19 protein-coding genes are annotated in these 17,150 nt (G+C 72.3%); 7 read left to right on the forward strand and 12 right to left on the reverse strand.

What is annotated here, in order from left to right; genetic code table 11:
- Positions 1 to 59: 59 nt before the first annotated feature.
- Positions 60 to 413: a winged helix-turn-helix transcriptional regulator gene (locus ACIBFB_RS26850; RefSeq protein WP_397234886.1), complete on the forward strand. Its 354-nt coding sequence runs from the start codon at positions 60 to 62 to the stop codon at positions 411 to 413.
- Positions 414 to 429: 16 nt separating this feature from the next.
- Here ACIBFB_RS26850 and ACIBFB_RS26855 read toward each other — a convergent pair whose 3' ends face one another.
- The 5 genes from ACIBFB_RS26855 to ACIBFB_RS26875 form a co-directional block, all read right to left on the reverse strand.
- Positions 430 to 876: a hypothetical protein gene (locus ACIBFB_RS26855; RefSeq protein ID WP_397234888.1), complete on the reverse strand. Its 447-nt coding sequence runs from the start codon at positions 874 to 876 to the stop codon at positions 430 to 432.
- On the reverse strand, positions 834 to 1,304 hold the full coding sequence (locus ACIBFB_RS26860) for an Rv3654c family TadE-like protein (protein ID WP_397234890.1): 471 nt from the start codon (positions 1,302 to 1,304) through the stop codon (positions 834 to 836). The genes ACIBFB_RS26855 and ACIBFB_RS26860 overlap by 43 nt, the downstream gene beginning before the upstream one ends.
- Positions 1,301 to 1,642, reverse strand: coding sequence for a TadE family type IV pilus minor pilin (locus tag ACIBFB_RS26865; RefSeq protein WP_397234892.1), 342 nt, complete (start codon positions 1,640 to 1,642; stop codon positions 1,301 to 1,303). Before ACIBFB_RS26865 ends, ACIBFB_RS26860 begins: the two co-directional genes overlap by 4 nt.
- Positions 1,635 to 1,817 (reverse strand): DUF4244 domain-containing protein, encoded by a 183-nt coding sequence (locus ACIBFB_RS26870; RefSeq protein WP_397234894.1) that lies wholly within the window; start codon positions 1,815 to 1,817, stop codon positions 1,635 to 1,637. Before ACIBFB_RS26870 ends, ACIBFB_RS26865 begins: the two co-directional genes overlap by 8 nt.
- Before the next feature lie 171 nt (positions 1,818 to 1,988).
- Complete coding sequence (locus ACIBFB_RS26875) at positions 1,989 to 4,283, reverse strand: DEAD/DEAH box helicase (protein ID WP_397234896.1); 2,295 nt, start codon at positions 4,281 to 4,283, stop codon at positions 1,989 to 1,991.
- Between the two features lie 232 nt (positions 4,284 to 4,515).
- Here ACIBFB_RS26875 and ACIBFB_RS26880 point away from each other — a divergent pair, with 232 nt between their 5' ends.
- On the forward strand, positions 4,516 to 4,863 hold the full coding sequence (locus ACIBFB_RS26880; RefSeq protein WP_075925278.1) for an STAS domain-containing protein: 348 nt from the start codon (positions 4,516 to 4,518) through the stop codon (positions 4,861 to 4,863).
- A gap of 13 nt (positions 4,864 to 4,876) precedes the next feature.
- Positions 4,877 to 5,425: an ATP-binding protein gene (locus tag ACIBFB_RS26885; protein ID WP_397234899.1), complete on the forward strand. Its 549-nt coding sequence runs from the start codon at positions 4,877 to 4,879 to the stop codon at positions 5,423 to 5,425.
- 161 nt (positions 5,426 to 5,586) lie between these two features.
- Here the strand turns inward: ACIBFB_RS26885 and ACIBFB_RS26890 are convergent, their stop codons facing one another.
- The 3 genes from ACIBFB_RS26890 to nth all read right to left on the reverse strand — a co-directional run bounded on the left by ACIBFB_RS26890 (position 5,587) and on the right by nth (position 8,329).
- Positions 5,587 to 6,765, reverse strand: coding sequence for a MarP family serine protease (locus ACIBFB_RS26890; RefSeq protein WP_397234901.1), 1,179 nt, complete (start codon positions 6,763 to 6,765; stop codon positions 5,587 to 5,589).
- Between the two features lie 25 nt (positions 6,766 to 6,790).
- A complete protein-coding gene (locus tag ACIBFB_RS26895) occupies positions 6,791 to 7,444 on the reverse strand; it encodes an NUDIX hydrolase (RefSeq protein WP_397234903.1) in 654 nt (217 codons plus the stop codon).
- Between the two features lie 141 nt (positions 7,445 to 7,585).
- Entirely contained in the window at positions 7,586 to 8,329 is a 744-nt protein-coding gene (nth, locus tag ACIBFB_RS26900; RefSeq protein WP_397234905.1) for an endonuclease III, read from the reverse strand.
- Positions 8,330 to 8,633: 304 nt separating this feature from the next.
- On the opposite strand from nth, the gene ACIBFB_RS26905 reads away from it, so the two are divergent.
- Positions 8,634 to 9,308: a Crp/Fnr family transcriptional regulator gene (locus tag ACIBFB_RS26905; protein ID WP_187347088.1), complete on the forward strand. Its 675-nt coding sequence runs from the start codon at positions 8,634 to 8,636 to the stop codon at positions 9,306 to 9,308.
- Positions 9,309 to 9,410: 102 nt separating this feature from the next.
- Here ACIBFB_RS26905 and ACIBFB_RS26910 read toward each other — a convergent pair whose 3' ends face one another.
- The 4 genes from ACIBFB_RS26910 to ACIBFB_RS26925 form a co-directional block, all read right to left on the reverse strand.
- A complete protein-coding gene (locus ACIBFB_RS26910) occupies positions 9,411 to 10,217 on the reverse strand; it encodes an MBL fold metallo-hydrolase (protein ID WP_397234907.1) in 807 nt (268 codons plus the stop codon).
- A 106-nt stretch (positions 10,218 to 10,323) separates the two neighbouring features.
- Positions 10,324 to 11,175, reverse strand: a complete 852-nt coding sequence (locus ACIBFB_RS26915) for an NUDIX hydrolase (RefSeq protein ID WP_397234909.1) — start codon at positions 11,173 to 11,175, stop codon at positions 10,324 to 10,326.
- Between the two features lie 83 nt (positions 11,176 to 11,258).
- Complete coding sequence (locus ACIBFB_RS26920) at positions 11,259 to 11,723, reverse strand: RidA family protein (RefSeq protein WP_397234911.1); 465 nt, start codon at positions 11,721 to 11,723, stop codon at positions 11,259 to 11,261.
- A complete protein-coding gene (locus tag ACIBFB_RS26925; protein ID WP_358573863.1) occupies positions 11,723 to 11,896 on the reverse strand; it encodes a DUF4177 domain-containing protein in 174 nt (57 codons plus the stop codon). The genes ACIBFB_RS26920 and ACIBFB_RS26925 overlap by 1 nt, the downstream gene beginning before the upstream one ends.
- Positions 11,897 to 12,066: 170 nt before the next feature.
- On the opposite strand from ACIBFB_RS26925, the gene ACIBFB_RS26930 reads away from it, so the two are divergent.
- From ACIBFB_RS26930 to ACIBFB_RS26940, 3 genes are all read left to right on the forward strand, one after another.
- Positions 12,067 to 13,110 (forward strand): ArsA-related P-loop ATPase, encoded by a 1,044-nt coding sequence (locus ACIBFB_RS26930; protein WP_397234914.1) that lies wholly within the window; start codon positions 12,067 to 12,069, stop codon positions 13,108 to 13,110.
- The gene (locus ACIBFB_RS26935; protein ID WP_397234916.1) at positions 13,107 to 14,261 is read left to right on the forward strand and encodes an ArsA family ATPase; all 1,155 of its coding nucleotides are present in this window, start codon (positions 13,107 to 13,109) and stop codon (positions 14,259 to 14,261) included. The genes ACIBFB_RS26930 and ACIBFB_RS26935 overlap by 4 nt, the downstream gene beginning before the upstream one ends.
- 362 nt (positions 14,262 to 14,623) lie before the next feature.
- A complete protein-coding gene (locus tag ACIBFB_RS26940; protein WP_397234918.1) occupies positions 14,624 to 17,002 on the forward strand; it encodes a transglycosylase domain-containing protein in 2,379 nt (792 codons plus the stop codon).
- Positions 17,003 to 17,150 lie beyond the last annotated feature (148 nt).

The raw sequence follows: 17,150 nt of genomic DNA on the forward strand, positions 1-17,150 counted from the left end.
CCGCCGTCTGTTCCCCGCCCGGCCCGAAGACCGCGCGCTTGCGGAGGACACTGGTGGCCATGGACCAGAGATTCCTCGCCGACTGCCAGGCCCGGCTCGCCTTCGACCTCCTCTCCAACACGTGGAACGCCGTGGTGGTCTGGGCCCTGCGCGCGGGCCCGGCGCGGCCCGCTGAGCTGCAGAAACGGATCGGCGGGATCAGCTCGAAGGTGCTCACCGAGACCCTCCGCCGACTCCAGTTCAACGGGCTCGTGGACCGCCACGCCGACGCGGGCACCCGCGTCGAGTACGCGCTCACGGACCTCGGCCGCTCGCTGCTTCCTCCGATCGAGACGCTGGGGATCTGGGCGTTCGACCACGCTGACCAGGTGATGGCGGCGCAGGATCGGAGCTCCTCGACCGGTCAGGGCTGACGGACCCTGGAGCGGCCTACCCCGACCAGGTCTCGTCCTCGCACAGCCCGTCGATGATGTCGTCGAGGACGAGCGTCCGGTCCCGCTGGGACATCAGGATGAGCTCCTTGAGCGCGGGGCGCGTGTCGACCCTGGTCCCACGTGCCCCCTCCACCACGCACACCCGCATGCAGTGCTGGGTGGTGGGCTGCCAGAAGTCGCGTTGGTCGATGGGCGCGATGCTGTAGACCGTGGCCGGGTACCGCTGCGGCCTGCTCGGGGAGTACCACCGCTGGACCCGGGCGAGCACGAAACCGGTGATGAGGGAGTCGAACACCCCGCCCTCCGCGAGGTCGGTCACGGCCTCGCGGTTGCCCTCGGCACAGCACTCGGCGCAGCAGGCCAGTTCGGCCCGCAGCAACCATCGGGCACGTGCGTGGCTCACCTCGGAGTTCTTGAGCTTGCTCGGGTGTCGGTGTCCCATACGTCAGCAGGGTACGGCCATCGCCGTGCGGTGCTCGCGGAGCGCGGCGCACGGTCTCCCGTGTCAGCGGGGTGCGGCGGATCCGTGACCGGCCCAGCGCGGGATCGCGCTGTGACGGGCCGATCGAGCACGGCCGACCGGACCGACGTCTCCACCTCGACGGTCAGTCCGGTGACGGCGCACGCATCGAGCGAGGCGCCGTTGGCCTCGGCGGTGGAACGTCCCAGGGCACAGGCGTCCTCCGTTCCGTGCACCGCCCCGGTGGCCGCCGCCAGCGCGGCCAGATCGGCGGCGGTGGCGGCCCGGTGGCGGTCGAGCCGTACGGCGGCCGGGTGGAGGACGGCGAGGGCGGCCAGCACGAGCAGCCCGCACAGACCCACCGTCAGAACGGTGGCGGAGCCGCCGTCGGAGTCGGCGTACACGGTCACACCCCCGGTTCCAGGGGAACGGCCGCGGTCCCGGACACCTCGACCGGGGGCGCCGTCACCGGCCCCCACCGGAGTTCGGCGCGGACGGTCACCCGCGCCATCCCGGCGTCCTCGGCGAGGTGAACGTCGGCGGTGTCGGGAGCGGCGGAGAGCGCGAGCTCACGCGCCCTCTCGTCGGTCTCGCCCCGGGCCAGCGCACGGGCTCCCACCCGCGCCGCGTCGGCACAGGCCAGACGGGCGGCGGCCACCGAGACGCCGCCGAGCAGGACGGCCAGGACGAGCAGCAGCGACGGCAGCACCATGGCGGTCTCCACGGTGACCGAGCCCCGGTCAGACACCGGAGCTCAGCGCGTCGACGACCAGGTCGGTGAGGACAGCGTTCACCGTGTCGCTGGTGAGGATGGCGTACAGGACACCCGCGAACGCGACCACGGAGACCGTGCACAGGGCGTACTCGGCCGTGGTCACCCCGTGGTCGTCGGCGGGTGCGAGCAGGCGTGCGACGACAGGCATGGGACCTCCCGGAGTCAGGGGTTGACGGAGCGCCATCCCTCTTCCTCCAGGGTCCGCCGCCGGGGGACCGCGCGAAAGGTCCGTCCTCAGCCTGTGGACAACCGCCCGGCCCGCTGGCGCGACGGTTGTCCACAGGCTGTGGACGGGATCGGCCAGCCCCGACCGCCGGGCTCAGTCCTCGGCCCCCGCCAGGACCTCGTCCAGCAGCCGCAGGGCACCGGCCTTGCTCAGCGGCTCGTTCCCGGTCCCGCACTTGGGCGACTGGATGCACGACGGACACCCCCGGTCGCACTCGCAGTCGGCGATCACGTCGCGGGTCGCGGCGAGCCACCGGCGCGCCGCGGCGAAGCCGCGCTCGGCGAAGCCCGCACCGCCCTGGTACCCGTCGTAGACGAAGACCGTCAGCCGCCCCGTGTCGGTGTGCACCGCCGTGGACACCCCGCCGATGTCCGACCGGTCGCAGGTGGCCAGCAGCGGCAGCAGTCCGATCGAGGCGTGCTCCGCCGCGTGCGCCGCGCCCAGGAGGCCCACGTCCGCGTCGCGCAGCCGGTCCTCCCCCTCACGCGGCAGCGTCCACCACACGGCGCGGGTGTTCAGCGTTCGTTCCGGCAGGTCCAGGGGCTGCTCACCCAGGACAGACCCCGTCCGCACGTCCCGTTTGAGGAAGCCCACCACCTGGCGGACCACCTCGACCTCACCGAAGTGCACGGTCGCTCCGCTCGGCCAGGTCTCCCGCCTCCGGACCGAGGTGACCGTGATGTCCGTCGTGTCCCTCGCCCAGGTGCTGTACGGCGGCTCGGCGCCGTGCACGAGGGCCACGCCCTCGTCCAGGTCGAGGTCGTCGACGAGGAACGTCGACCCCTGGTGCAGGTACACCGCCCCCGGGTGCACCATGCCGTGCGCCGCCGCCTCGTCGATCTCCCCGAGCAGCTGCCCGCTGCCCGTGTCGACGATCTGCACGGGCGGCCCGCCCGCCCCACGGATATCGGCCAGGTCACTTGCGCGTTCGTTACTCGTCCAGAACCAGCCTCTCGGGCGCTTCCTCAACAATTTTCCCTCGACGAGTTCGCCGAGAAGCTCCTCCGTCGTCGGACCGAACAGGTCGAAGTCGTCCGGCGTGACCGGCAGCTCCTGGGCCGCCGCGCACAGGTGCGGACCGAGGATGTGGGGGTTTTCCGGATCAAGGACGGTCGCCTCTACGGACTGACCGAAAATGGCCTGGGGGTGGTGGGCGAGGTAGGTGTCCAGCGGGTCGTCGCGGGCGATGAACACCGCCAGCGCCTCCACGCCGCGTCGCCCCGCGCGCCCCGCCTGCTGCCACAGCGAGGCCAGCGTCCCCGGCCACCCGGCGATGAGCACCGCGTCCAGACCGCTGATGTCCACCCCGAGTTCGAGGGCGTTGGTGGTGGCCAGGCCGAGGATCCTCCCCGTGCGCAGCGACTCCTCCAACTCCCGGCGGTCCGCGGCCAGGTAGCCGCCCCGGTAGGCGGCCACGCGCGCGGCGAGGTCGTGCTCACCCCTCTCGGACAGCAGCCGCCGGGTGGTCAGCGCGACGACCTCGGCCCCCTGCCGCGACCGCACGAACACGAGGGTGCGGACGCCGTCCCGCACCAGGTCGGCGAGCATCTCAGCGGCCTGCGACGAGGCGGTCCTGCGCACCGGAGCTCCGTGCTCGCCCGTCAGGTCGGTCAACTCCGGCTCGACCAGCGCCACGGACATCCCCGCGCGCGGTGAACCGTCCTCCGTGACCGCCGTGACCGGCACGCCGGTCAGCCGGCTCGCGCTCTCGGCGGGGCTCCCCGACGTGGCCGAGGCCAGCACGAACACCGGCGCGGAGCGGTAGCGGGCGCAGATCCGGCGCAGCCGTCGGAGGATCAGCGCCACGTGCGATCCGAACACGCCCCGGTACCGGTGCGCCTCGTCGACCACCACGTAGCGCAGCCTGCGCAGGACGCGCGCCCACGCTCCGTGGCGGGGCAGGAGACCGTGGTGCAGCATGTCCGGATTGGTCAGCACGTAGTTGGCGTGCTCGCGGACCCAGGCGCGCTCCTCGGGGGACGTGTCGCCGTCGTACACGGCCGCGCGCACGTCCGGTAGTGCGAGGTCCGATATCCACCGCAGCTGGTCCTGGGCCAGCGCCTTGGTCGGGGAGAGATACAGCACCGTTCCGCCCGCGTCGATCGCGTCCACCGCGGGCATAAGGAAGGCAAGCGACTTTCCCGAGGCGGTACCCGTGGCTATGATCACATCACTGCCCGAGCGTACGAGGCCGGCGGCCGCGGCCTGGTGGGACCACGGACCCGTGATCCCCCGCTCCGCGAGGCGTCGGACGAGGTGGGGCGTGGTCCACTCCGGCCAGTCCCCGCTCACCCCGTCGCCCGGGGCCACATGCTCGATATGGGTCACCCGCGGGTACCGGGTATCGTCACGCCACACACCGGGGAGCATGGGCTCCGATCGCCTCATCCGAGACCCCTCCTCACTGGACACGTTCCCGACCCACGATCCTCCCGACGAGGGTTGCGACACCGACCGACATCGGTTTCAGTGTGGCATCCGGGGGAAGAGTGGCGCGGTGTCACCGTTTTTCTGCGCATCGCAGGAAGACGCACTCTGTACCCGTGGTTGAATGCGTGCTGGTGGGGTAACGCCCGGCAGAGACCATTCGCGTTATACGCGGTTCGGCGCTGGAGGACTAGTGGACTTGAAGCTTGATCATTACACCGAGGGCGACACCGAGATCGTCGTCGTTGAGGGTGAGATCGATGTCTATACCGCGCCCCGGCTCCGCGAGCTGCTGATCGACCTGGTCAACAAGGGCAACTTCCACCTCGTGGTCAACATGGAGAAGGTGGAGTTCCTGGACTCGACGGGCCTCGGCGTGCTCGTGGGCGGGCTCAAGCGCGTCCGCGCCCACGATGGGACGCTCGACCTGGTCTGCACCCAGGAGCGCATCCTCAAGATCTTCCGGATCACCGGCCTGACCAAGGTGTTCGGCATCCACGACTCGGTGCAGAAGGCCATCGACAAGCGTTCCTCGAAGTAGCCCAGAGCGAGCGATGGCAACCATCACGCTCACGATCAGCGCGCTTCCGGCCCACGTGCGGACGGCGCGGCTCATGGCCGCGACCGTCGCACGGCGGGCCGGTATCGCCGCGACGGCGATCGACGAGATCAGGCTGGCGGTGGGTGAGGCGTGTTCCCGGGCGGTGGCCGCGCACAAGCTGCACTGCCCGACACAGCCGATCCTGCTCCAGCTGATCGACGGCGTCGGCGCCGAGTCGGCGTCGGAGGCCGACGGCCGCCTGCCGGGCCAGGTCCCGCGCGTCAACGGGAGCCCCGCGCAGCGCTTCGAGGTCGTCGTCTCCGACCGCGCCCCGGCCAAGGACGCGCACGAGTCGGCCGACCGCCCCCTGCTCGACGGACTCTTCCTCGACGGAGACGACACTCCGCCCGGCGGGATCTCCGGGTTCTCCCCGGGGCTGGGTCTGGCGGTGATCACCGGCCTCGCGGACGAGGTGCGGATCGACCCCTCCGACCAGGGCACGATCGTACGGATGAGCTGGCCGGTGTCGGCCGAGCGGTCACCCGACCCCAGCTCCAACTAGGTCACCGGACTCACGGGGGCGCCTGCTGACGGGCGCCCCCGGTCGTGTCCGTGCCGGGCGTGCTCGGGCGTCGCCGCGGCGCGCGGGTTCGCGCCGCGGCCGTTCGCCCGGAGACGGTCCCCCCGGCGGCGGAGGACGGTGCCGTTCGCCGCGCCGACGGGTCAGTCGCACACCTGCGACGAGACCTCCTCCGTCGCCGACAGGCCCGCGCTCGCGTTCTGCGCGACCTCGTCGGCGGTGAGCACGTACCCCGTCTCGTCCTCGTTGGTCGCGGCGGCGAACACCACCCCGTAGACGGTGCCGTCCGGCGCCAGGAGCGGCCCGCCGGAGTTGCCCGGGCGCACCACGGCGCGCACCTGGTAGATCTCCCGGCTCACCTGTTGCGAGTGGTAGAAGTCCGGCCCCTGCGCGGTCTGACGGGCCCTCACACGCGCTGGAACGGCCGTGAAGCCGCTGTTGCGCGGGAACCCGGCCACGACCGCGTCGTCGCCCTGCTCGGCCGCTCCGTTGAACTCCAGCGGCTCCAGGTCGAGTCCGGGGACGTCGAGGACGGCCAGATCCTGCTGTGCGTCGAAGAGCACCAGCGTCGCGTCCAACTGGTGCCCGTCCCTCGTGACCACCCGCAGGTCCTCCGTGACCCCGGCGACCACGTGGGCGTTGGTCATGATCCGGTCGTCGCCGTAGACGAAGCCGGTCCCCTCGACCCGCCGCTGGCAGGCCGGAGCCGTCCCCAGCACCTTGACCACGCTGCGGCTGGACGCGATCAGCTCGGGGGTGGTGAGCACGTCCGGGTCGGGCGGCTCCACCTCGGCCAGCTCGCCGGTGCCCAGCCCGCTGAACACCTGGGGGAAGTCGCTCTGGTCGACGATGCCCCGGAAGGTCGCGAACCCGCCCCGCGCGGCCTCCGGCATCACGGTGTCGACCGACTGCAGGACACGGGAGTCCCGCACCTGCTCCGCCACGAACGGGAGCGCGGAGTTGGCGACCGTGCTCCCGATGAACCACGCCACCAGCAGCACCGACAGCCCGCTGACCACGGCACCGCCCATCGCGTCCACGACCCGCGCCGAGTCCCACGTGACCCGGTTCCGCACCAGGGTGCCCAGGTAGGACAGCAGGAACTGACCGAGCGCGGCCGCCAGGAACACCACCGCGATGGCCACCAGCGCCTGCCGTCCGGGGTCGGCCACCCATTCCTGGATGTAGCCCGGGGTGGTCAGTGCTGCCAGGACACCGCCGCCGATGAACCCCGAGAAGCTGAAGACACCGACGATGAACCCCTGCCGGTAGCCCGTCACGGCGAACAGCAGCAGCAGGACGATCAGGACGACGTCGAGCACGGTCCCCTCCCCTCCAGTGAGTGCGCTACCCGACGGGGCGCAGGCCGTGCGGGGTCGCTTCGAACATGTCGGTGAGACCCTCACGGCGCCAGGGAAGTTCCCAACCGCCCAGAGTGAGCAGGCTGTCCACGATCGCTCCGGTGAATCCCCACACGAGCATGCCGTCGACCCGGAAGCCCGGCCCCCAGCGCCGGCCCTCGCCGTAACGCACCTCGACCCGGTTCACGGGGTCGGCGAGGTGCGCGACCGGCACACGCGAGACGGCCGCGACCTCGCCGATGTCCACGGGGCGCACCTCGCAGGGCTCCCGCCACCACGCGAGGACGGGGGCGACGCGGAAGTCGCTGTAGCTCAGGTAGAGCTCGGGCAGGCGGCCGACGACGTCGATGCCCTCGGGGTCGGCGCCGGTCTCCTCCGCGGCCTCGCGCAACGCGGCGGCCTCGGGTGTGGGATCGGACGGCTCGATCCGGCCGCCCGGGAACGCGGGCTGCCCGGCGTGCCTGCGCAGGCCGTCGTTGCGCTGGATCAGCAGCAGGTCCGGTCCCTCGGCCCCTTCTCCGAACAGGATGAGGACCGCGGACTCGCGCCCGCCGGACTCCGGTGGACGCATGGGTCGCGGCACGGGCATCGTCCTGGCCGCGTCCGCGAGTGCGGTGAGCCAGTTCGGTGTCGAGTTCATGGAGGAAACCTGTTCCAGGGGCCGAGAGCACCGTCGTGTGGGTGGGGCTGACCGGGCCGGTCGACCCGGGGCGGGAGTGTGCGGTCACTCACCCGATCAGGGTACAAACAGCCGACCGGCGCCCACACGGGTCACAACGCGTCAGGCGAACGAACGCATCCGCAGCAGCTTGGTGGCCGTCTTCTCGTCCGTGGGGCCCTCGCCGTAGGACGGGCACCAGTGCGCCAGTCCGCAGGCGCCGCAGGCGGGCCTGCGCGCGTGGCAGACCCGGCGCCCGTGCCACACCACACGGTGGGACAGCATGGTCCAGTCCTTGCTCGGGAAGAGCTCGCCGATCGCGTGCTCGACCTTCACCGGATCCTGCTCGTCGGTCCACCGGAAGCGGCGGACGAGCCGACCGAAGTGCGTGTCCACGGTGATTCCAGGCACATCGAAGGCGTTACCGAGCAGTACGTTTGCCGTCTTCCTGCCTACACCGGGTAGTTTGACCAGGTCTGCGAGGTTCCCCGGAACCTCACCGCCGTGTCGTTCGCACAGCGCCTGCCCCAGTCCGACGAGGCTGTTGGCCTTGGCCCGGAAGAAGCCGGTCGACCGGATCATCTCCTCCAGCTCCTCGCGCCGGGCCGACGCGTACGCCTCCGCGTCCGGGTAGCGCGCGAAGAGCGCGGGGGTGACCTGGTTCACCCGCTTGTCCGTGCACTGGGCGGACAGGATCGTCGCGACCAGGAGTTCGAGGGGGGTCGTGAAGTTCAGTTCGCAGTGCGCGTCCGGGTACAGCTCCACGAGCTCGCGGTACATCCTGCGGGCGCGGCGCACCAACGCGAGCCGGCTCTCCCCGGTCGGGGTGCTCGGCGCGTCGGTGCTGTCTGGTGTCTGACGGGGCATCGTCACAGGGTAGGCGCACGGCGGTTCCGCCGTCGGCGTGCGCGGGCGGGGAGGGAGCTTCCTCGGAGGGATCCGCTGGCACGGTGCCCCAGTGACCGAGATTATGTAACCAATGTCCGATGACACGGCGCGGACCGCCCTGATACGAACCGATGCGGACTAAGATCTCTTGGGCTGACGTCGGCTGTTGTGGGCACGTGGTCTCCCGGCGGACAAGCCGAGGCAACGACCTGGTTTCACACCCGGGTGCGATATACGTCACACTGTTGGCGGTCAGGTTTTAGGAGGACGTGTGGTGGACGAGATCAACGAGGTACTGCGGAAGGCCCCTCTGTTCGAGGCCCTGGACGAGGAGGACACGGCCGGACTCCGCGCCTCGGTCAACGAGGTACGTCTCGGCCGCGGGCAGACCCTGTTCAGCGAGGGCGACGAGGGCGACCGGCTCTACGTGATCCTCAGCGGGAAGGTGAAGCTGACCCGCACGGCCGTGGACGGCCGCGAGAACCTGCTCGGCGTGCTCGGCCCGAGCGAGATGTTCGGCGAGCTGTCGCTCTTCGACCCGCGTCCGCGCACCGCGAGCGCCGTCGCCGTCACCGACTCCGTGCTCGCCGGCCTGGGCCACGACGACCTGCGCCCCTTCCTGTCGAGCCGCCCGCACGTGTCGCTCCAGCTGCTCAAGTCGCTGGCCGCCCGGCTGCGCCGCACCAACGACGTGATGGCCGACCTGGTCTTCACCGACGTGCCCGGCCGCGTCGCCAAGGCGCTGCTGGAGCTCGCCGACAAGTTCGGCAAGGAGGGCGAGGACGGCCTGCACGTCCACCACGACCTCACCCAGGAGGAGCTCGCCCAGCTCGTCGGCGCCTCCCGCGAGACCGTGAACAAGGCCCTGGCCGAGTTCGCCCTGCGCGGCTGGCTGCGGATCGAGGCCAAGGCCGTCGTCCTGCTGGACGTCGAGCGCATGCGCCGCCGCGCCCGCTAGGTCCCGGCGCCGTACCCTCCGTGTGGCCGCTCACCCGCCGGGTGGGCGGCCACGGTCGTGCCGGGGCGGTTCCGCGCGACGGGCCCGCGCACCGGGGAGGCCCTAGACCTCCAGCTCGGCGGGCAGCTCTCCGCGCACCGCCAGGTACCGCAGCTGCGCTCGCACCGACGAGCTCGCGGCGCCGCGGATCTGCTCGGAGATGTCGGGGTAGACCCGGTCGACGATCTCCGCCACCCCTGTCGCGCCCGCCCGGACCGCCGTGCGCACCTGTTCCAGGCGGGACTCGCGGTGGTCGATGTAGGAACTGAGCACCGACAGCGGCGAGGACAGGATCGGGCCGTGGCCCGGGAGCAGGGTCCGCACCTGGTGCTCGCGCGCGATCTCCCGCAGCCGGTACAGCGACTCCATGTAGGGGCCGAGCCCGTCGTCGCCGTCGATCACCGGCGTCCCGTGGCCCAGGACCGTGTCCCCGGTCAGCAGCGCGTCGTCGGACTCCACCAGCAGGCAGACCGAGTCGTCCGTGTGCCCCGGCGTCGCGATCACGCGCACCGCCAGCCCGTCCACGGTGAGCACCTCGCCGTCCACCAGCCCGGCGCCGCCGACGCGCATGTCCGGGTCGACCGCGTGCACGGGAGCGCCCGTCAGCTCGGAGAAGTAGCGGCTGCCCTCGGTGTGGTCCGGGTGCCGGTGGGTCACGATCGCCATGAGGACCTGCGCGCCCTGTTCCTGGACCGTCCGGGCCACCCGCTCCAGGTGCCGCTCGTCGTGCGGGCCGGGGTCGACGACCACCACGCCGCGCGCCCCCGGCTCCCTCAGGATCCAGGTGTTGGTTCCCTCCAACGTCATCGGGCCAGGGTTGGGGCACAGCACGCAGCTGGCGCGCAGCGTCCCGGAACCGTCGATCCTCATCGCACCTCGCTTCGCTCGCAGGGGCCGGACCGGTCCGGAGGGAACGGCCACGGGGGGCGGCGCGTCCGTCCGCGCCGGTGCGGGCCCCACCGTGACGTGGGGACCCTCAGGGAGTCGCGTTGGGCTTCGGGAGGGGGTAGTGGGCCCCGTCCGGGGTCACGATCCGGGTCTGGCCGCCGACATCCCGAACGTCCGGTTCAATGGGGACGATATCCCGTCGCGCCGTCCGTACACCTTCGAGGGTGCGGCAGGCGGCGAGCTCCCGGCAGGAGACGACCGTGGGCGGCAGCATCGGCATGCGTCCCTCCTCCCAGGCGGCGACCGCCTCCGACGGGTCCGTCCAGCGGGTGAGGTCGGCCTCCCCGCCGACGTACCGGGGCTCCTGGCCGGGCGGGAGTTCGGCGGCGAAGAACCAGGTGTCGAAGCGGCGCGGCTCCACCCTCGGCGTGATCCAGCGCGACCAGGCCCGCAGCCACTCCGTCCGCACGACCAGACCGCGCCGGGAGAGCACCTCGGTGAAGGAGCGGGAGCGGTCGACCAGTCCCGACCGGTCGCGCTCCCACTCCTCCGTGCCGGTGTCGAGGGTGGTGGCCGGCGCGCCGGCCGCCACGGGCGCACTCGCCAGGAGGACACCGGTCTCCTCGAAGGTCTCCCGGACCGCCGCGCACACCAGGGCGCGCGCCATCCGCACGTCGGTGCCCAGGACCCGGGCCCACTCGTCCGGGGACGGACCCGTCCACGGCGGGCCGCCGTCGGCGTCGCGCTCGTCCACCAGGCCTCCCGGGAACACGTGCGCGCCCGGCGCGAACCCCATGGACCGGACCCGCCGCATGAGGAGGACCTCCATGCCGGACTCCCCGGCGACGCCGCCGGCTCCGGCCGAAGCGGGCCGGAGCAGCATCACGGTGGCGGCGGGCCTGGGTTCGGCGGCGCCCTTCGGCGCGGACCGCTCGGGCATCGGCGCGCCCTCCTGTCTCGGTGGTCGTGCTGGGTGGTCGTGCGACGGTTCGGCGCCCGGCCGGCCGGAGTCGGACCGGCCGGTCAGCGGACCTCGACGATCATGTCGACCTCGACCGGCGCGTCCAGGGGCAGGGCCGCCACACCGACCGCGCTGCGTGCGTGGACCCCGGCGTCACCGAAGATCTCGCCGATGAGGTCGCTGGCGCCGTTGATCACGCCGGGCTGGCCGGTGAAGTCCGGAGTGCTCGCCACGAAGCCGGTCAGCTTCACGACGCGGACCACCCTGGACAGGTCGCCGATCTCGGCGCGGACGGCCGCGACGCCGTTCAACGCGCACCGGGCGGCCAGCTCCTTGGCGGCCTCCGGGGTGACCTCGGCGCCGACCTTGCCCGTGGCGGGCAGCGCGCCGTCGACGAAGGGAACCTGACCGGACACGTACACGTGGTCCCCGGTGCGCACCGTCGGCGTGTACGAGGCGACCGGGGGCACGACGTCGGGGAGGGAGAGCCCCAGTTCGGCGATGCGCTCCTCGGGGGTGGCGGCCATCAGAGCTCTCGCTTCATGTAGGCGACGTACTGCTGGTTGCGCGGGTCGGTGCCCTCGGGAAGCGGCGCGGGCACGACGGAGACGAGCTCCCAGCCGTCCGCACCCCAGTTGTCCAGGATCTGTTTGGTGGCGTGCGACAGCAGGGCCACCGTCTGGTACTCCCACTTGGTCATGATGAACTCCCCCATCGGATACCGGCGGCCCGCCGGGGCGTGGCGTGGCCGCACGTCAACGCCGCCACCTTACTCACCCGCCGGGTCCTCCGCGTCCCCCGCGGGCGCCCCGGCACGGCTCCGCCGACGTCTCCGGCCGCGCCGGTCGACGCGGACGTAGACTCCGAGGAGTGAGCGAGGCAGAGTTCGGACCGGGGCGCCTTCCGGGACCCCGTGCCGGGGCACGACTGCACATCGTCACCGGCAAGGGCGGAACGGGTAAGACCACGGTGGCGACGGCGCTGGCTCTGACGCTGGCCTCGCGCGGCGGCCGGGTGCTCCTGGTCGAGGTCGAGGGACGACAGGGCGTGGCCACCCTCCTGGGCGAACCGCCGCTGCCCTACGAGGAACGGGAGCTGATCCCGGTGCCCGGCGGCGGCCGGGTGTGCGTCCTGGCGGCCGACGCCGAGTCCGCGCTGCTGGAGTACCTGGAGCTGTTCTACGGCATGCGGCGGGCGGGGCAGGCGCTGAACCGGCTGGGCGCCGTCGACTTCGCGACCACGATCGCCCCCGGGCTGCGCGACGTCCTGCTGACCGGCAAGGCCACCGAGGCCGTGCGCCGCCGCGCGGGGAGCCGACGCCGTTCCTCCGCCCCCGCCCCGGCGCCCTTCCACTACGACGCCGTCGTCCTGGACGCGCCGCCCACCGGTCGGATCGGACGGTTCCTCAACGTGAACACCGAGGTCGCCGGGTTGGCCCGGATCGGTCCGGTCCGCGACCACGCGGACAAGGTCATGGGGGTGATCCGCTCCCCCCAGACACTCGTGCACTTCGTGACGCTGCTGGAGGAGATGCCCGCCCAGGAGACCCGGGACGGGATCGCCGAGATCGACGCGTTGGGGCTCCGGGTCGGCTCCGTGGTCGTGAACATGGTGCGCCCGCCCCTGCTGGAGGAGGCCGACCTGGCCGCCGCCGCCTGCGGGGAGCTGGACGGGGACGAGCTGGTCGCGGGCCTGAAGGCCGCGGGGCTCAGCACCGCCGACGACCTCGCCGCCGCCCTGGCCGCCGAGGTCCGCGCGCACGCGCTGCGCGTGGGTCTGGAGCACCGGACCCGCGCACGGCTCGCCGACCTGGGCCGGCCGATGGTCGACCTCCCCTACCTGGAGGGAGGCGTGGACCGGTCGGCGCTGGAGGGGCTGGCGGACACGCTCACGGAACAGGGGATGGGCCGGTGAGCACCACGACCGGGGAGAACGCGCCGAACGCGCCGCGCCTGGACGTGGACGCGCTGCTCGACGACCCGACGACGCGGATCGTCGTGTGCTGCGGCGCGGGCGGGGTCGGCAAGACCACCACCGCCGCCGCGCTGGGCCTGCGCGCGGCCGAACGGGGGCGGCACGCGGTGGTGATCACCGTGGACCCCGCCCGGAGGCTGGCCCAGTCCCTGGGGATGGAGTCGCTGGACAACACCCCGCGACCGGTACCGCTCCCCGAGGGGACCCGGGGCGCCATGCACGCGATGATGCTCGACATGAAGCGGACCTTCGACGAGGTCGTCGAGGAGCACGCCGACCCCGAACGCGCGCGTCAGATCCTGGCCAACCCCTTCTACCAGACCCTCTCCACCAGCTTCTCCGGCACACAGGAGTACATGGCGATGGAGAAACTGGGCCAGCTCCGGCAGTCGGGCGCGTGGGACCTCATCGTGGTCGACACACCGCCGAGCCGGTCGGCCCTGGACTTCCTCGACGCCCCCAAGCGGCTCGGGAGGTTCCTGGACGGCAAGCTGATCAGGTTCCTCAGCGCCCCCGCGAGCACCGGCGCGTTCCGGCTGTTGGGGGCCGGGTTCTCCCTGGTGACGTCGGTCGTGACCAAGGTGGTGGGCGCCCAGCTCCTCCACGACCTCCGCTCGTTCGTGGCCGCCTTCGACACGGTCTTCGGCGGTTTCCAGGCCCGCGCGGAGCGCACCTACCGCCTGCTCCAGGCGCCCGGGACGGCGTTCGTGGTGGTGGCGGTGCCCGACACCGACGCCCTCCGGGAGGCGTCCTACTTCGTCGACCGCCTGGCCAGCGACTCCATGCCCCTGGCCGGCCTGGTGGTCAACCGCGCCCACCCCCTCCCCGACGGGGCGGGCCGGCGGCTCACGGCGGCGGAGGCGGCCGAGGCGGCGGCGGTGCTGCGCGGCGCGGGAAGCCATCCGCTGGCGTCGGCGGCGCTGCGGCTGCACGCGGAGCGCGTGCGCACCCGGGAACACGAGGCACGCCTGCGGGACCGGATGCTGGCGAAGCACCGGGGGATCCGTGTGGCCGAGGTGGCCGCCCTCCCGGAGGACGTGCATGACCTCGCGGCGCTGCGTACCATCGGGGCGGCGCTGGCCGAGGAGTAGCCGGGAGCGGTGAGGGACCCCGGAGCACGGCTGGGGAGCGTGACGCCGCGGGCCGGGGACCGGCCCGTTATCGGATCGTATGATTCCGGACACCCGGGGACGCGAACCCCATCCTCCCGCGCCGCGTCGTACCACGTAGGGCCCTCCTCGAACCCTCGGGCGGGGCCGCAGGGGTCGGACGCCAGGGACCCGGGAGGGCGGAACCGTCTCCCCGTGCGGGGACGTTGGGCGTGACAGGATGGCGCGGAGGCTTCGCCCGGACCCCCGGCGGGCGATTCGACACGGTCACGCACCCTCCGTTCCACATCACACCTGTTCGAGCGTTCGTGGTCACTTAGTCTGATGGGGTGGGTCAGGGGACATTGCTTCAAAGAATCGGTCAACTCGTCGTCGTCGGCGCCATCGCGGGACTCCTCGTCGCGGCGCTCACCCTCCCGGCACTCGGCGGTATCGGCATCACGGCGAGGAACGTCGCCAGCGGGTTCCTCGACATGCCGAGCCAGCTGGAGACGCCTCCCCCTCCGCAACGCTCCACGATCTACGACCGCGAGGGCAACGTCATCGCGGAGATCTTCGACCAGAACCGTGAGCTGGTCGACATCGAGGACGTCTCCCCCGTCATGATCGACGCGATCCTCGCCATCGAGGACGCCAGGTTCTACGAGCACGGCGGCATCGACATCTCCGGCACCCTCCGCGCCGCCGTCCGGACCCTCAACGGTGACGTCGAGGGCGCCTCCTCGATCACCCAGCAGTACGTGAAGAACGTCCAGATCGAGGCGGCCACCTCGCAGGAGGAGCTGGAGCACGCCCGCGAGGAGAGCATCGCCCGCAAGATCCGGGAGCTGCGCTACGCCGTGGCCCTGGAGCAGCGGATGACCAAGGACGAGATCCTCGAGGGCTACCTCAACATCGCCTACTTCAGCGACGGCGCCTACGGGGTCGAGTCGGCCGCCCAGCACTTCTTCCAGGTGTCCGCGAGCGAACTGGAGCTGCACCAGGCCGCCACGATCGCGGGCCTGGTCCGCTACCCCTACCTGTACAACCCCCGCTTCTACCCCGAGCAGACCATCGAGCGGCGCAACGTGGTGCTCGACCGGATGGTCGCCACCGGGGCGATCACCCAGGCGGAGGCCGACGAGGCCAAGCAGGAGGACATGGACCTGGACCTCGACACCCCGCCCAACGGCTGCGTCCCCAGCGACCAGCCGTTCTTCTGCGACTACGTGATCCGGGAGATCGAGGCGGACGAGCGGTTCGGCTCCGACGAGACCGAGCGGGCGCGCTGGCTGCGCACCGCGGGCCTGGAGATCCACACCACCCTCGACCCGCGGGCCCAGCGTGCCGGTCAGGAGGCCGTGGACGAGTGGGTGCCCCGGGAGAACGAGTCCCGCAAGGTCGCCGCCCAGGTCATCATCGAGCCGGGCACCGGCCACATCCTCGGCATGATGCAGAGCCGCAACTACGGTCCGGACGAGAGCCGACTCGGCGAGACCTCGATCAACTTCGCCACCGACTTCGACCGGGGCGGGAGCACGGGCTTCCAGGCCGGGTCGACCTTCAAGCCGATCACGCTGGCCGCCGCCCTGGACGAGGGCCTGCCGTTCGGCACCTCGTTCCCCGCGCCCGCCAGCATCACGGTGACCGGGCAGCGCGCCTGCAACGGCGGTTCCCTCCAGCCCTGGAACGTGGCGAACGCCGGGGACAGCAACGAGGGCGTGCACAACATGATCTCGGGGACGCGCGCCTCCTCGAACACCTACTTCGCGCAGCTCCAGAGACGGGTGGGCCTGTGCGACGTGATCGAGATGGCGGAGAACCTCGGCCTGCAGCGGGCCGACGGCACGCAGTTCACGGAGAACGAGCGCACGCTGGCCAACAACAGCTTCACGCTGGGCAGTGAGGAGGTCTCGCCGCTGCGGGTCGCCAACGCCTACGCGACCTTCGCCTCGGGCGGGATCTACTGCGAGCCGCAGGCGATCACCCGGATCGTGGACAAGCAGGCCGGCACGACCATCGACATGGAGCCGGAGTGCGAGCGGCGACTCGACGAGAACGTCGCCGACGGTGTCGCCTTCCTGCTGTCGCAGACCTTCAACGGCGGCACCACCACCGGCCTGGGCATCGGCCGCCCGGCGGGCGCCAAGACCGGTACCACGGACGGTTCGGCCGCGGCCTGGTTCGCGGGCATCACCCCGCAGATGGCCAGCTCCATCTTCGTCGGCGACCCGCGCGGTCCGCAGCGGTACCCGCTGCGCAACGTCACCATCGGCGACCGCTACTACGGGGTGGTCTACGGGGCGACGATCCCCGGTCGGATCTGGCAGGACACGATGCTCGGCGCACACGAGGGCATGGACGTCGAGCAGCTGGCCTCGGCGCCGTCCGAGTTCGGTTCCACGGCCCCGCCGCGGCAGCCCCGGGAGACGGAGGAGCCCAGCCCGGCCTCCGACGAGGGCGGCGTGCCCGACGTGATCGGGATGGGCGAGGACGCCGCGGTGGCGGCCCTGCGGGCCGCCGGATACCAGGTGAACGTGTCCGGAAGCCGGATCCGCTCGCCGCAGCCCGAGGGCACCGTCGCGGCGGTCAACCCGGACCCGGGCACACGGCTGCCCGAGGGCGCCACCGTGAACGTCTTCCTGAGTCGGGGCGGCGCCGTCGCCCCGCCGACCGAGAACGAGACGTGGTTCCCGGTCCAGCCGATGACGCCGTTCCCGTCAGACGAGGAGTCGTCCCGATGAACCGCGGGGGGGGGGGGGGGGGGGGGGGGGGGGGGGGGGGGGGGGGGGCCCCGGGGCCCGGGGGGGGGGGGGGGGCGCCCCCCGCGCCGGGGGGGGGGGGGCCCCCCCCCCGCGCCCCCCCCCCCCCCCCCCCCCCCCTACGCCAACG

The sequence above is a fragment of the Nocardiopsis sp. NPDC050513 genome, from assembly GCF_044457925.1.
Lineage (GTDB): Bacteria > Actinomycetota > Actinomycetes > Streptosporangiales > Streptosporangiaceae > Nocardiopsis.